Annotated in this window: 13 protein-coding genes and 1 pseudogene; 8 read left to right on the top strand and 6 right to left on the bottom strand. The window is 72.8% G+C overall.

The genetic code is table 11. The annotated features are described in order from the left end of the window. From ACWD3D_RS23360 to ACWD3D_RS23335, 6 genes are all read left to right on the top strand, one after another. On the top strand, positions 1–1,351 hold a 1,351-nt coding region (locus ACWD3D_RS23360), incomplete at its 5' end, for a lipid II flippase MurJ (protein WP_451462764.1). Continuing rightward, positions 1,341–2,147 (top strand): polysaccharide deacetylase family protein, encoded by an 807-nt coding sequence (locus ACWD3D_RS23355; protein ID WP_451462763.1) that lies wholly within the window; start codon positions 1,341–1,343, stop codon positions 2,145–2,147. The genes ACWD3D_RS23360 and ACWD3D_RS23355, both read left to right, overlap by 11 nt. Then, a complete protein-coding gene (locus tag ACWD3D_RS23350) occupies positions 2,144–3,274 on the top strand; it encodes a glycosyltransferase (protein ID WP_451462762.1) in 1,131 nt (376 codons plus the stop codon). The genes ACWD3D_RS23355 and ACWD3D_RS23350 overlap by 4 nt, the downstream gene beginning before the upstream one ends. Beyond that, positions 3,271–3,957 carry a lipopolysaccharide biosynthesis protein gene (locus ACWD3D_RS23345; RefSeq protein ID WP_451462761.1) on the top strand — a complete coding sequence of 229 codons (687 nt, stop codon included), beginning with the start codon at positions 3,271–3,273 and terminating at the stop codon, positions 3,955–3,957. Before ACWD3D_RS23350 ends, ACWD3D_RS23345 begins: the two co-directional genes overlap by 4 nt. Next, positions 3,954–5,114 carry a GNAT family N-acetyltransferase gene (locus ACWD3D_RS23340; protein WP_451462760.1) on the top strand — a complete coding sequence of 387 codons (1,161 nt, stop codon included), beginning with the start codon at positions 3,954–3,956 and terminating at the stop codon, positions 5,112–5,114. Before ACWD3D_RS23345 ends, ACWD3D_RS23340 begins: the two co-directional genes overlap by 4 nt. A gap of 133 nt (positions 5,115–5,247) precedes the next feature. Further along, entirely contained in the window at positions 5,248–5,532 is a 285-nt protein-coding gene (locus ACWD3D_RS23335) for a chaplin (protein ID WP_451462759.1), read from the top strand. 94 nt (positions 5,533–5,626) lie between these two features. Here ACWD3D_RS23335 and ACWD3D_RS23330 read toward each other — a convergent pair whose 3' ends face one another. Together ACWD3D_RS23330 and ACWD3D_RS23325 are read right to left on the bottom strand one after the other, a co-directional pair. Then, positions 5,627–6,487, bottom strand: coding sequence for a tyrosinase family protein (locus ACWD3D_RS23330; protein ID WP_451462758.1), 861 nt, complete (start codon positions 6,485–6,487; stop codon positions 5,627–5,629). A gap of 18 nt (positions 6,488–6,505) precedes the next feature. Next, positions 6,506–6,970: a tyrosinase family oxidase copper chaperone gene (locus ACWD3D_RS23325; RefSeq protein ID WP_451462757.1), complete on the bottom strand. Its 465-nt coding sequence runs from the start codon at positions 6,968–6,970 to the stop codon at positions 6,506–6,508. Between the two features lie 234 nt (positions 6,971–7,204). Here ACWD3D_RS23325 and ACWD3D_RS23320 point away from each other — a divergent pair, with 234 nt between their 5' ends. Together ACWD3D_RS23320 and ACWD3D_RS23315 are read left to right on the top strand one after the other, a co-directional pair. Then, positions 7,205–8,491: a cytochrome P450 gene (locus ACWD3D_RS23320; RefSeq protein WP_451462756.1), complete on the top strand. Its 1,287-nt coding sequence runs from the start codon at positions 7,205–7,207 to the stop codon at positions 8,489–8,491. A gap of 84 nt (positions 8,492–8,575) precedes the next feature. Further along, positions 8,576–9,697, top strand: a complete 1,122-nt coding sequence (locus ACWD3D_RS23315) for a glycoside hydrolase family 26 protein (RefSeq protein ID WP_451462755.1) — start codon at positions 8,576–8,578, stop codon at positions 9,695–9,697. Positions 9,698–9,719: 22 nt separating this feature from the next. Here the strand turns inward: ACWD3D_RS23315 and ACWD3D_RS23310 are convergent, their stop codons facing one another. The 4 genes and pseudogenes from ACWD3D_RS23310 to ACWD3D_RS23295 form a co-directional block, all read right to left on the bottom strand. Beyond that, positions 9,720–10,208, bottom strand: coding sequence for an NUDIX hydrolase (locus tag ACWD3D_RS23310; RefSeq protein ID WP_451462754.1), 489 nt, complete (start codon positions 10,206–10,208; stop codon positions 9,720–9,722). Positions 10,209–10,228: 20 nt separating this feature from the next. After that, positions 10,229–11,827, bottom strand: a complete 1,599-nt coding sequence (gene lnt / locus ACWD3D_RS23305; RefSeq protein ID WP_451462753.1) for an apolipoprotein N-acyltransferase — start codon at positions 11,825–11,827, stop codon at positions 10,229–10,231. 121 nt (positions 11,828–11,948) lie between these two features. After that, a complete protein-coding gene (locus ACWD3D_RS23300) occupies positions 11,949–12,512 on the bottom strand; it encodes a hypothetical protein (protein ID WP_451462752.1) in 564 nt (187 codons plus the stop codon). 70 nt (positions 12,513–12,582) lie between these two features. After that, positions 12,583–12,801, bottom strand: a pseudogene (locus ACWD3D_RS23295) (glutamate racemase); the annotation flags it as partial. Positions 12,802–12,888 lie beyond the last annotated feature (87 nt).

Raw genomic sequence — 12,888 nt, 5'->3', positions numbered from 1 at the left:
CGGACCGGACGGCCCTGGGGACGAGCCGGTCCGCGCGTTCGTGGCGGCGACCCTCCCCAGACTCTTCACCCTGCTGGCCGGGGGTGCGGCGCTGCTGTTCGCGGGCGCTCCCTGGGTGGTCGGGGTGCTGGCGCCCGGACTGGCCGACCCCCGGCTGGCCGTGGACTGCACCCGGCTGACCGCCGTCACGGTGCTCACCTTCGGGGTCACCGGGTACTTCAGTGCGGCACTGCGGGCGCACGGGAGTTTCGGGCCTCCGGCCGCGGTCTACGTCGCGTACAACGCCGGCATCATCGCGTTGACCCTGGGGCTGCACTCGGTGTGGGGGGTACGGGCCGCGGCGGTGGGGGTGGCGGTCGGCAGTGCGCTGATGGTCCTGGTCCAGGTCCCGTCCTTCTGCTCCCGGGTGCTCGTCCGGGAACGCGGCGGGCGCCCGGTGCACCCGGGGGCCGAGCGCGCGGCCGCACCCCGCCTCCCGAGACCCGCTCCGCGACTGCCCGGCGCCCTCGTCCTCGCACCCGTGCTGCTCTTCGTGGTGAGCCGTCAGGCGCAGGTGCTGGTCGAACGGTTCCTCGCCTCCACGCTCCCGGCCGGTTCGATCTCGCACCTGAACTACGCGCAGAAGGTCGCGCAGATGCCGATGGTGCTGTCGTTGATGATCTGCACGGTGACCTTCCCGGTGGTCGCGCAGGCGATGGCGGACGGCGACCGGGAGAGCGCCCGGCTGCGGGTCGAACGCGATCTGGCACTGGCCGCACTGGTGGTCCTGCTCGGTACCGCCATGGTGATCGGTTACGCCCCGCAGATCATCGAAGTCCTCTTCCAGCGCGGGGCGTTCAGCGCCGAGGACACACGTGCCACCGCCGGGGTGATGCGGGTCTACGCCCTCGGGCTCCTCGGTCACTGTCTCGTCGGCGCGCTGGGCCGGCCGTTCTTCTCCGCCGGGCGCCCCACCTGGTACCCGGGCTTCGCGATGGCGACCGGACTGGCGGTCACGACCGGCATCGGGTTCGCCGTGACGTACTCCTGGGGCGTTCTCGGCATCGCCGCCGCGAACGCGGTGGGAATCACGATCACGGCGGCACTCCTGCTCCAGGGGCTCGGCTCCCGGGTGGTCGCCATCGAGGTACGGGCCGTGAGCCTCTCCCTCCTGCGTCTGGCGCTGCCGGCCGCCGTCGCCGCCGCGGCCGGCTGGCTTTCGGCGGACGCCGTCACCGATCCCGTCCTGGGCCTCGCGGCCGGGTGCGTCCTCGTGCCCTGCGTCTTCCTCCTCGCCGGTCGCGCGTGCCGGGTTCCCGAAGTCGTCCATCTGCTGGCCCTGACCCGACAGAGGTTCATCCATGGCAACTGACCCGTCGGCGCGCGTCGCCGCACCCCGCTCCCCCCGCCCGGCCACCGCGGGCCGGCCGTGGATCTGGACCTACCACTCGGTGGGCGATCCCTCGGACGACCCGTACGGCATCACCGTCTCCCCCGAACGCCTGGATTCCCAGCTGTCCTGGCTGCGAAGCCGTCGGCTGACCGGCGTGGGGGTGGGGACCCTGCTGCGGGAGCACGCCCGGGGCAGGCGCGGTCTGGTGGGCCTGACCTTCGACGACGGGTACGCGGACTTCGTGGACGAGGCCCTGCCGCTCCTTCGCCGGTACGGCTTCACCGCCACCGTGTTCGTCCTGCCCGGCCGCGACGGCGGAACCAACGAATGGGATCCGAAGGGCCCGCGCAAGCCGCTCCTCACCCACTCCGAGATCCGCCGACTCGCCTTCACGGGAATGGAGATCGGCTCCCACGGCCTCTACCACCGGGACCTGACGGCGCTGCCCGACGAGGAGCTCCACGCGGAGACACGGCGCAGCCGCGAGCTCGTCCGGGAACTCACCGGCACCGCCCCGGAGGGTTTCTGCCACCCGTACGGCTACGCCGACCAGCGGGTGCTCGACTCGGTGCGCGAGGCGGGGTACGCGTACGGATGCGCCCTGCAACCCGGCTCCCTCGTGGGCGGGTTCGCGCTGCCGCGCACCCACGTCAGCCATGCCGACCAAGGCCTGCGGCTGCGCGCGAAGGAATTGCGGCACCACATGCGCCACCGGGCGGGCCGCACCCCTTCCGGCCCGATTCCCTCGGGTCCTCTCGCGGAGGCCCGCCGGTGAAGGTACTGCACGTCATCACGGGGCTGGGAATCGGGGGAGCCGAGCAGCAGTTGCGCCTGATGATCCGTCATCTTCCGGTCGTCTGCGACGTGGTGACGCTCACCAACCCCGGGGCCGTGGCCGAAGGGCTTCGCGCCGACGGGGTGCGGGTCACCCACCTCGGCATGGCGGGCAACCGCGACCTGAGGGCCGTGGGCCGGCTCACCCGGCTCGTCCGGCGCGGCGCGTACGACCTCGTGCACACCCACCTCTACCGGGCCTGCGTCTACGGGAGGATCGCCGCGCGGCTGGCCGGGGTCCGCGCCGGCGTCTCCACCGAACACTCCCTGGGGCACGCGGAGATCGAGGGCCGTCCGCTGACCGTCGGCACCCGCGCGCTCTATCTGGGCACCGAACGGCTGGGTTCCGCGACGGTCGCGGTCTCCCCCACCGTGGCCGGCCGGCTGCGGCAGTGGGGTGTGCCCGACGAGCGCATCCACGTGGTGCCGAACGGCATCGACGCGCGGGCGTTCCGGTTCGACGCGCACTCCCGGCGCGCCACCCGTGCGAGCCTCGGCCTGCCCCGGGACGCCTTCGTGGTCGGGGGCGTGGGCCGACTGGTCCCGGGCAAGCGGTTCGACGTGCTCGTGCGGGCCGTCGCGGCGCTGCCCGGTGTCCGGCTGGTGCTGGCCGGGGAGGGGCCCGAGCTCGCGTCACTGCGTGCCCTGGCGGAGCGGCTCGGGGCGGGCGACCGCGTTCTCCTCCTCGGGGCCTGCGACGCGCCGGGCCCCGGTCCGGACGTGCCCGCGGTGCTCGGCGCGGTCGACGTGTTCGTCTCCGCGTCCCGTGAGGAGTCGTTCGGGCTGGCCGTCGTGGAGGCGCTCGCCTCGGGTCTGCACGTCCTGCACCACGCCTGCCCCGCGCTCGACGACCTCCCCGCCGGCAGCGCCCCCGGCGCCCGCCGGATCACCGGCGACCCCGCCGAACTCGCCTCCGCCTTGAGGAGTCTGGCGGATCTCGGTCCCCAGCGTCTTCCCCCGCCGGCCGCCGTCGCCGCGTACGACATCCGGCGCAGCAGCCACCACCTCATGGACGTGTACCGCCACGTCCTCGCCACGTCCCGCCCCCTGGAAAGAGCAGAGTCATGACCGAAACTCCCGCCCAGACCCCGGCCACTCCCGGACGGACCCGCAGGCTCCGCTCCGCTCTCCGTCCGCCCGTCTGGTGGCCGCTGCCCGCCTGCGCCCTGCTGGGTGCCGCCTGCGGAATCTCCTACGGTCTGTTCACGCCGAAGACCTACGAGGCCACCGGGTACGCGATGGCCGTCGCCGCGACGAAGACCACCGATCCTGCGGCGGCGCTCGGGTACGCGCAGTCGTACGGCCGGCTGGCCACCGGCGACGCGACCCTCGGCTACGCGCAGGGCGCGGCGGGCGAACCGCTGCGGAAGCTGCGGGGCCACGTCCGTGCGGAGACCTCCCCCGACTCACCGATGATCGCGGTCACCGGCACGGCGGGCCGGCCCCGGCAGGCGGCGGAGATCGCGGACGCCGTGGTCGAGGCCCTGATCGTCAGCGGGGGCCACGTCTCCAAGGACACCGGGGTGAAGCTGATCCAGTTCACCCACGCCGTCGCGCCGAGCGACCCGGCCTCGCCCTCCGCGCCGCTCTCCGCGGCCGTCGGCGGCAGTGCGGGCGGTCTCGTCGGCGGTCTGCTGCTGCTCGTCCGTAGGCGTCCCGACGAACACCCCGCCCAGGCTCCGGCCCAGGTGCCGGGCCCCGCGCACGAGGCCGAGTCGCTGGTCCCGGAAGAACGGGAGCCCGCGCGATGACACCCGTACGACGAGGTCCGCTGAGCGTCACGCTCTGCCGGGACGGCCGGGAGTTCGCCGCCCTCGCGCCGGAATGGGACGCGCTGCACCACCGCTGTCCTTCGGCCACGCCGTTCCAGAGTCACGCCTGGCTGCACTCCTGGTGGCTGTCGTACGGCCAGGACAGAAATATCCGGGTCGTCCTGGTGCGGCGCGGCGGGCGTCTGGTCGGTGCGGCGGCGCTGCTGCTCGCCCACCGTCCGATGCCGGTGCTGACACCGATGGGCGGCGCGATCTCGGATTTCTTCGACATCCTCGTCGACGAGGGGACCGGGGAAGCGGAGATCGCGGCGGTGGTCGCCGCCCTGGCGCGCGGCCTCCACCGGGCCGCCCGCTCCAGCGTGATCGATCTGCGCGAGGTACGCCCGGACGCGCTGGCGCAGCGGCTCTTCGCCTGTTGGACGGGTCCGCGGGTCCGGCTGACGGACTCCACCTGCATGGAGCTGCCGGCCGCGCCGCTCGCCACGCTGGCCGAGGAGATGTCGGGCTCCCGCGCCCAGCGGGTGCGGGCCAAGCTCAGGAAGGTCGAGGCGCTGGGTGTCGTGTGCCGTGAGGTTCCGGTCGAGCGGGTGCCGGGGACCGTGGGTGATCTGCTGCGGCTGCACGCGTTGCAGTGGAGCGGGCGGGGCGTCAATCCCGAGCATCTGCGCCCCCGGTTCGCGGCACATCTGACGCATGCGGCCGGGCGGATGGTCCGCGACGGCGGGGCGACGCTCACCGAGTTCCTGCTGGACGGGGAGGTCTTGGCGGCGAACCTGTCGCTGCACTCGGGTCCGCTGACCGGCTGCTACCTGTACGGCGCGCACCCCCTGCTGCGGGAGCGGAAGGTGGACGTGGCGACCCTGCTGCTGCGTGAGGTCTCGCGGCAGGCGGCTGCCGACGGGCGTCGGACGCTGAGCCTGTTGCGTGGCGCGGAGCAGTACAAGAGCTACTGGCAGCCGGTCTCGGTGGTCAACCAGCGGCTGCTGCTGTCCCGGCCGGCGCTCGAACCGGTACTGCGGCTGCGTGCGTCGCAGGTGGCCGCGAGGGACCGGGCGGCGAGGACGGTGAAGGCGCGCTTCCCCGCGGCGCGGGAGTGGCACGAGCGGCTCACCTCTCTGGCGGGGGCGGGCCACTGAGCCATCCGGCGGAGCCGTGCCCAGAACTTCGCGCGGATCCGTTACCGCCCGCCGTCCCCGGCGTTGGTCAGTCAGCGCGGGGCCGCAATACCCCGTAGCTCCACAACGAAACGTTCATCCATAGGAGTTCTTGATGTCGCGTATCACGAAGGTCGCCGCCGTCCTGGCGGGAACCGGCGCCCTCATCGCCGGCGGCGCCGGCTTCGCCTCGGCCGACGCCGGGGCCGGTGCGGTCGCCGCCGGCTCCCCCGGTGTCGTCTCGGGCAACGTCATCCAGGTGCCCGTGCACATCCCGGTCAACGTTTGCGGCAACACGATCAACGTCGTCGGCCTGCTGAACCCGGCGTTCGGCAACACCTGCGTCAACGGCTCGGCGCAGCCGCAGCCGCTCCAGCACGAGGACGCCTACGGTCACTGACCCGGACACACCGACGGCGGCCGGTCTCCCCTCCTCATCCCCGGAGGGGAGACCGGCCGCCGTGCTGTCCGGCTCCGCACGGGGTGCGGACGGGTCAGGCGTAGCGGTAGACGCGGCTGTGGTCGAGCAGCCGGGCCGGCGCGACGTCCCAGGGCGGCAGCGGCTCGTTCCGGGCGAACACCCGGCCGTGCTGCGGGTCGTCGTCGGCGAGTTCGCGGGCGGGCAGGTAGCCGGACCCCGGATGGGCTTTCTGCCAGCGGTCCCAGAGCCGGTCGATGAACGCGTGGTGCAGCCAGAAGACCGGGTCGTTCGGGGAGCCGGCCCCCGCCATCGCGCCGCCGACCCAGCGGTGCACCTGGTTGTGGTTGCTGATGGCGCGCGCCCCCCGGATGCCCCACCCCTCGACCCGGTTGCGGAAACCGGTCCGGCTGAGGCTGTTCCACGGCTCGGCGTCGTACAGCGGGTCGTCCAGTGCTCTCCGGACGTCCCCAGCCGTGGGCAGTGCCACCGGATCGGCGGGGCGGCCGAAGTCACGGGTCAGGAAGAGGCCGTCCGTGACGCCGTTGCTGAGGGACCAGTTCCCCTCGCGGTGGGCGAAGGGCCCGGTGGTGACCTGCCGGTCCCCCTCCCTCCCGTTGCCGCCCAGGAAGTCCGCAGTCCACGGCGGACCCCCGGGTGAACGGTCGAGGGTCCAGTCCCAGTACGGGACGGAGACCGCCGGATCGGTCTCGCGCAGAGCCTGTTCGAACTCCAGCAGGTACTGGCGGTGCCAGGGGAAGAACGACGGGGTCATGTGTGCCGCCCGGGGCCGGTCCTCCCCGTCCGTGACGTAGAACTCGCGGTGCATCGCCACGAAGTCGTCGTACCTCCCCGAGCGCTTGATCGTCAGTACGGCGTCGACGAACCTCTTCCGTTCGGTCCGGGTCAGATCGCGCTGGTTCTTTCGGCTGTACACCTTCCACCTGTCCTTCGGTCAGATGCCGCGGGGCGCGGCGGACAGCCGTGCCGTGCCCAGCACGTCGACCGCGGCGCGCGCGGCTGCGAGGGGTGTCGGATGCGACTCGTAGTGGGCGACCATGCTGAGGCAGCTTCCGTCCGCCCGGCGCATGAGGTGCAGGGGATCACCGTCGATGCTGACCTCCGGGTGGGCTCCGGCGCTGCTCGCGGAGCGGACACCGGACCGCCCGGCACCGCCCGGACCGGCGTCCGCGCGCACCCGGATCGTCCTTCCCCGGTATGTCTCGGTGATCTCCCCCGGCTCCGGGACAGCGGTGGGAGCCGTGCCCTCGCCGCTTTCCGGGCCGTGGGCGACGATCGGCTCCCAAGCGGCTCCGGTCCCGGCCACGACTCCCATCCCGAACAGGGCGCGCAGCACACCCCTGCGGGTGGCCGCGATGCGCCACCCCGCGGGACCCCGGACCTTCCTGCTCGAACCCATCTGCGTCCGCCTCTCCGTAATCACATCGGTGATCTTGTCGGTCAAGCCGCTTGTCGGTGCGGCTGGTACCGACGCCCATCAGACGGTGCGCGCCGCCCTCCCGCCCGTAACGGCTCGCCGTGCCGCCGGTCAATCCCTCAACCGTGCGAAATCGGGACCGTTCGCGGCCACGTCGGGCCCCGGGCGTGTATGGCCGGGACAGCATGGGAGACCCGACTGCCGAAGGTGGTGGACATGAGCGTGCCCGGACAGGTCCCCGGTCTGCGTACGGAGCGGCCGAAGGACATCGATCTGGCGGACCCCGCGTTCTGGCGGCTGCCGCGCGCCGAGCGTCTGCGGGCGTTCGCTCTGCTGCGCGAGTTGAACGCTCCGGTGCGGTTCACCGCGCGTACCGGCCGGGAGACCGGGCTCTCCTTCTACGCCCTGGTCAAGCACGCCGACGTCAAGGCCGCGAGCCGGCGGGCGGACGTCTTCGCGAGCGCGCCGGGCGTCACCGTCCCCGAACCCGCCCGCTGGGCGAAGGCCGTCTTCGGCAACTCCATGGTGAACATGGACGGCGCCGACCACGCGGGGCTGCGCCGGATCGTCTCCCGCGCCTTCACCCCGCGCCTGCTCGCGGAGGCCGAGGAGAACATCGCCCGGGTGACGCGCCGGCTGGTGGACGAAGCGGTGGCCGGCCGTTCCACCGACTTCATGCGGTCGGCCCCGGCCCGGCTGCCCTTCGAGGTCATCTGCGACCTGATGGGCATTCCGGGGACGTACCGGCCGTGGATCGCCGCCCAGATCGACCACGCGTCGAGCCACGTCGGTGTGGAGCGGCGCGGACTGGCCCGTATCCGGGTACCGGGGCGGGGGCTGCGCTCGCTCGCCCGGATGCAGCTCGTGATGGCGCGCCTCGCGCACGAGCGCCGCCGCCGGCCCACCGGCGACCTGATCTCGGCCCTGGTCCGCGCCGACGTGGACGGCCAGTCGCTCGGCGCCCGCGAACTGGGCGCCTTCTTCTCGCTGTTGCTGGTCGCGGGGGTCGAGACGACCAGAAACGCGCTGGCGCACGGGATGGCGCTGCTGTCACGGTTCCCGGATCAGCGCACCCTGCTGGTGTCGGACCTCGACGGTCACATCGACGGGGCGGTGGAGGAGATCGTCCGCCACTCCACGCCGATCATCCAGTTCCGGCGGACGGTCACCACCGAGCACCGCCTCGGCGGGCACACCTTCCGCCCTGGCGACAAGGCCGTGCTCTTCTACGCCTCCGCCAACCGCGACACCTCGGTGTTCGCGGAGCCGGACCGCTTCGACATCACCCGCTCGCCCAACCCGCATCTGGGGTACGGGGGCGGCGGCCCGCACCACTGCCTCGGGGCGCACCTGGCCCGCCTGGAGATGCGGGCCCTCTTCACCGAGGTCCTCGTCCGGACCGACACCGCCCGGGCGCTCGGCGATCCGGAGCTGGTGGACTCCAACTTCGACAACCGTGTCCGCGGTCTGCCGATGACCTTCGATCCGGTCCCTGTGCCGTAGGGCGTGGTCCGCCCGGCCAGACCGCCCGTGGAGCCGAGCCGCCGCCGGACCGGCCGCGGACACCCCGACACCGAGGAGCAGCCCGTGTCCCGTAATCGCCGTATCGTCAATCTCTGTGTGGGCACGGTCGCGGCCGGTGTGCTCGCCGTCAGCGGTGCCTCCGGTTTCCGGGTCACCGGGACCGGTTCCACCGACGGTGCCGGACCGCATGCCGATCCGAGCAGCACGGCGGTCGGCGCCTACCTGGACTACGGGCCCGAGGGCGTCGCTCGCATGGCGGAGATGTCCCAGTGGCTCGGCGGGAAGGAGCTGCGGGTGGGGCACAGCTACCTCCCGGGCGACCTCTGGGTGAACATCGAGGGCTCCGTCGACTTCCTGGGCGCGTGGGCGGCCTGGCGGCAGGCGCAGCCCGACCGGATGTTCGTCCTCAACACTCCGATGCTGGAGCGGAACGAGGTGCGGGTGTCGGACACCGCGGTGCGCAGGCGGCTGCTGTCCGGCGCCGCGGGCCTGTACGACCGGCATTTCCGCAAGCTCGCCGAGCGGCTGGTCCAGCTGGGGATCCCGGACACCGTGATCGTGCTCGGCTGGGAGATGAACGGAACCACCTACGCCCACCGGTGCGGCCCTGACCCGGCGGCGTGGAAGGCGTACTGGCGGCGGATCGTCACCGCCATGCGTTCGGTCCAGGGTCAGCGGTTCCGCTTCGACTTCGCGCCGAGCCGTGGGCGGGACGCCGTTCCCTGGACCGACTGCTATCCCGGTGACGACTTCGTGGACATCGTCGGCATGGACTCGTACGACCAGCCGCCGGGCGAGAACTTCGACGACCAGGTGCACGGGGAATACGGGCTCCAGAAGCACGTGGACTTCGCGGCGGAGCACGGGAAGCCGATCTCGTATCCGGAGTGGGGCCTCTTCCGCAACGGTGACAACCCCGAGTACATGCGCCGGATGCTCGAGTGGATGGATCTCCACCCGCCCGTCTACCAGACGATCACGGACTACTGCCCGCACGGGGTGTGGGGGTGCACCGGGAACCCCGAGGCGTCGAAGCTCTACCGGTCTTTCCTCATGGACGAGAACCGGCCGGTTCCCGACCCCGCGGGCAGTTCCCCCGGCCCCGGCGAATGGTGCTTCCCGCTGTCCCTCAGCGACTGGATCACCGACTGGACGCAGAGCCGGCGGATCTGCGTACGGGTCTAAGGCCGGAGGTCCGGCGACGGTCTCAGCCGAGGCCGTCGCCGCCGGCGGCCCTGAACCAGGTGGGGCCGTCGGTGAGGGACTGCTTGATCCGGAAGCGCGCGAACTCGGCCAGCGGCGGCAGCGCGTCCAGGGCGAACCAGCCCACCTCCAGCGACTCGTCGTCGTTGACGCGCGGCTCGCCGCCGGTGGCCCGGCACCGGAAGGTGACGTCGAGGTACTGGCAGTGGTCCCCGTTGGGGTACTCCACCGGCTCCAACGCCTCGGTGAGTACCACGCGTTCGGCCACGCAGCGCACGGCGGTCTCCTCGTACACCTCGCGTTCGGCGGTCCGCGCGGGCTGCTCGCCCGGTTCCGGGATGCCACCGATGACCGACCACTTGCCGGTGTCGGCCCGCCTGCCGAGCAGGACCCGCCCGTCGTCGTCGAAGACGACCGCGCTCACCCCTGGCAGCAGGAGCAGCTGGTGGCCGGCGGTGGCCCTGATCGCGCGGATGAAGTCGGGAGTAGCCATGCGTCAGCCTAACGCGATCTTCAGACGGAGCGACGGGAACGGGCCCTGCGGGAGCGGACCGCGGCGAGGACGAGACCGGCGGCGGCGAAGAGCACGACGATCCCTTCGGGCAGTGCGCCCATCCGGGTGGCGGGGGTCAGCGAGGACCGCAGGGGCACCTCGTCCACCAGGGCGGCGGGGGTGAAGAACCCGGACTTCTCCTTGATCGTGCCGTCCGGCCGGATGATGGCGCTGACCCCGCTGGTGACCGGTACCACGACCGCGCGGCCGTGCTCCACCGCCCGCACCTGGGACATCGCGAGCTGCTGGTAGGTCATCTCGCTGCGGCCGAAGGTGGCGTTGTTGCTCGGCACGGCGATCAGCTGACCGCCGGCCTTCACGGTGTCGCGCACGGCGTCGTCGAACGCGGCCTCGTAGCAGGTGACGAAGCCGACCTTGGTACCGGCCAGATCGAACACCCCGACCTTGGTGCCGGAGCCGAAGTCGCGCTGGACACGGTCGACGTCCTTGCTGAAGATACGGGCGACCGAGCGCATCGGCATGTACTCGCCGAACGGCTGGATGTGCCGCTTGTCGTACGTGTCCAGGGGACCCTTCTCCGGGTCCCACTGGATCAGGGTGTTGCGCAGCTTGCCGGTGTCGGGTTCGACGACCGCGCCGATCACCGTGGGGACGCCGACGGCACGGACCGCCCGGTCGATGACGTCCCACGCGTCCGGGTTGCGGTAGGGATCGAGGTCGGAGGAGTTCTCCGGCCAGAGGACGAAGTCGGGCTGCGGTACCTTGCCCGCCTTCACGTCCGCCGCGACTTGCTCCGTGACCCGGACGTGGTTGTCGAGCACGGCGCGCCGCTGGGAGTTGAAGTCCAGCCCCAGGCGCGGGACGTTGCCCTGGATCGCGGCGACGGTCGCGGTGCCGTCCTCGGCGGAGTTGTCGACCAGCGAAAGCGAGCCGAGGGCGCCCGCGACGGGGACCAGCACCGCGGCGGCGGCCATCGCGGTCGCCGCGCGCGGGAGCTTCCCGGTCGAGCGGTACGCGCGTACCTGCCGGACCGCCTCGAAGAGGCCGAACCCGCAGAGGACCACGGCGAAGGAGAGGAGCGGGGTACCGCCGAGCGCGGCGATCGGCAGGAAGGCGCTCTCGGCCTGACCGAAGGCGATCTTGCCCCAGGGGAACCCGCCGAACGGCACCCGGGCCCGGACCGCTTCATCCAGGGTCCAGACGGCCGCCGCCCAGAACGGCCAGTACGCGAGTCTGGTCACGGCGGCGATGCCGACGCAGCCGACCGCGACGAAGAGCGCCTCGGCCGCGGCCAGAGCCAGCCACGGCACCGCGCCGACGTCCTCGCCGGTCCAGTGCAGCAGCGGCAGCATGAAGCCGAGTCCGGCCAGCAGGCCCAGGCCGAACGCCGCGCGGGGGCGGCGTTCGCGCAGGACCCAGCCGAGCAGGGCGAAGCCGGGCAGCACCAGCCACCACAGGGGCCGGGGCGGGAAGCTCAGGTACAGCAGCACTCCGGAAAGTACTGCCGCGACGGGCCTGGCCCGGGCGAGCCATCGCCTGCGGGGGCGGGACTCGGGAACGGGCGACGGTTCCTCGACGGAGGTGATGGTGGCGCTCACCTGCGGGAGTCTACGGGCGGCTGCTGTGCGCGGGGCAAGAGGGAGACCCGGTGTCCTGGGAGCCCGGGTGTCCCCGGACGCCCTCTCGGCCGGGCGCCACCCGGGCGGCCGGGCCCTGCGGTCACGCCTCGGAGGGCTTACCGGCGGCCGGGAGGCGGAGCCGGTCGCGGATGAACCGCACGGCGGCTTCCGCGTTGTCCACGGTGACGGTGAACGACATGCCGTCGCCGAGCCGGAGCAGCAGCGCCTCACCCCGCCGCACCACGACGGCGGTGCCCTGTTCGGGACGCCAGCGGTAGCCCCATCCGCCCCACTGGCGCGGGGTCACGCGGGGGACGAACTCGGCCCCCACGACGTGGGTGAGCAGGATGCGGCGGCGCGGCAGCCCCATGTGGCCGCAGCGGACCTCCAGGGCGTCTCCGTCCACCTTCACCGCGACGTGGACGAAGGCGAGGGTGCCGTAGAGCATCAGGAGTCCGGCGGCGACGCAGCCGACCACCGACATGACCAGGGGGGCGACCCCGGAGGTCCAGTTGGAGTCGAGGGCGATCTCGACGCCGAGGGCCAGGCACGCCGCTCCCGCGAAGGCCAGCAGCCATTGCGCGCGGTTGGTCGCCTTGCCGGTCCACACGGTGGACGGCGCCTGGGTCGAGCCGTGCGCCGCACGGCCGGGGTGGTCCGTCATGCTCAGCAGCGTACCCATGACCCGCGCCCGCGCGGCGGGTGTCGGCGGGCCGGTCGGGCCCTCGCCGCGGTCAGCGGGAGGCGCCCACGCCCCGCAGCAGTCGGCCCTCGGCGTAGGTGAGAGCGGTGTCCGGCAGGCCGCCCTCGTGGCCGCTGAGGAGGACGGTGAGAGTTCCGGTCGGTTCGGCCGACGGAGCGGGTTCGGCGCCGATGCGGCGCAGCGCCTGGGCGGCCACGGCCCCGGCGGAACCGTGCAGGACGACCGGGGGGCGGCCGGGTCGGCGGAGGGCGTCGGCACGCTGCCCCCGGCCCAGCGGGACGACCGCCCGCCGGTGGTTCTGCTGCACGGGTTCATCGACAACCGCTCGGTCTTCGTG

Source organism: Streptomyces sp. NPDC002690 (assembly GCF_053592415.1).
Note: the sequence above shows the minus strand (reverse complement) of the source record. Positions and strands in the feature narration are given on the sequence as shown.

What these genes read in the sequence shown, in the direction of transcription:
- ACWD3D_RS23300 (WP_451462752.1), bottom strand. Translation starts at nt 12,512, where the DNA reads ATGACGGACCACCCCGGCCGTGCGGCGCACGGCTCGACCCAGGCGCCG.
- ACWD3D_RS23335 (WP_451462759.1), top strand. Translation starts at nt 5,248, where the DNA reads ATGTCGCGTATCACGAAGGTCGCCGCCGTCCTGGCGGGAACCGGCGCC.
- ACWD3D_RS23320 (WP_451462756.1), top strand. Translation starts at nt 7,205, where the DNA reads ATGAGCGTGCCCGGACAGGTCCCCGGTCTGCGTACGGAGCGGCCGAAG.
- ACWD3D_RS23355 (WP_451462763.1), top strand. Translation starts at nt 1,341, where the DNA reads ATGGCAACTGACCCGTCGGCGCGCGTCGCCGCACCCCGCTCCCCCCGC.
- ACWD3D_RS23310 (WP_451462754.1), bottom strand. Translation starts at nt 10,208, where the DNA reads ATGGCTACTCCCGACTTCATCCGCGCGATCAGGGCCACCGCCGGCCAC.
- ACWD3D_RS23325 (WP_451462757.1), bottom strand. Translation starts at nt 6,970, where the DNA reads ATGGGTTCGAGCAGGAAGGTCCGGGGTCCCGCGGGGTGGCGCATCGCG.
- ACWD3D_RS23340 (WP_451462760.1), top strand. Translation starts at nt 3,954, where the DNA reads ATGACACCCGTACGACGAGGTCCGCTGAGCGTCACGCTCTGCCGGGAC.
- ACWD3D_RS23345 (WP_451462761.1), top strand. Translation starts at nt 3,271, where the DNA reads ATGACCGAAACTCCCGCCCAGACCCCGGCCACTCCCGGACGGACCCGC.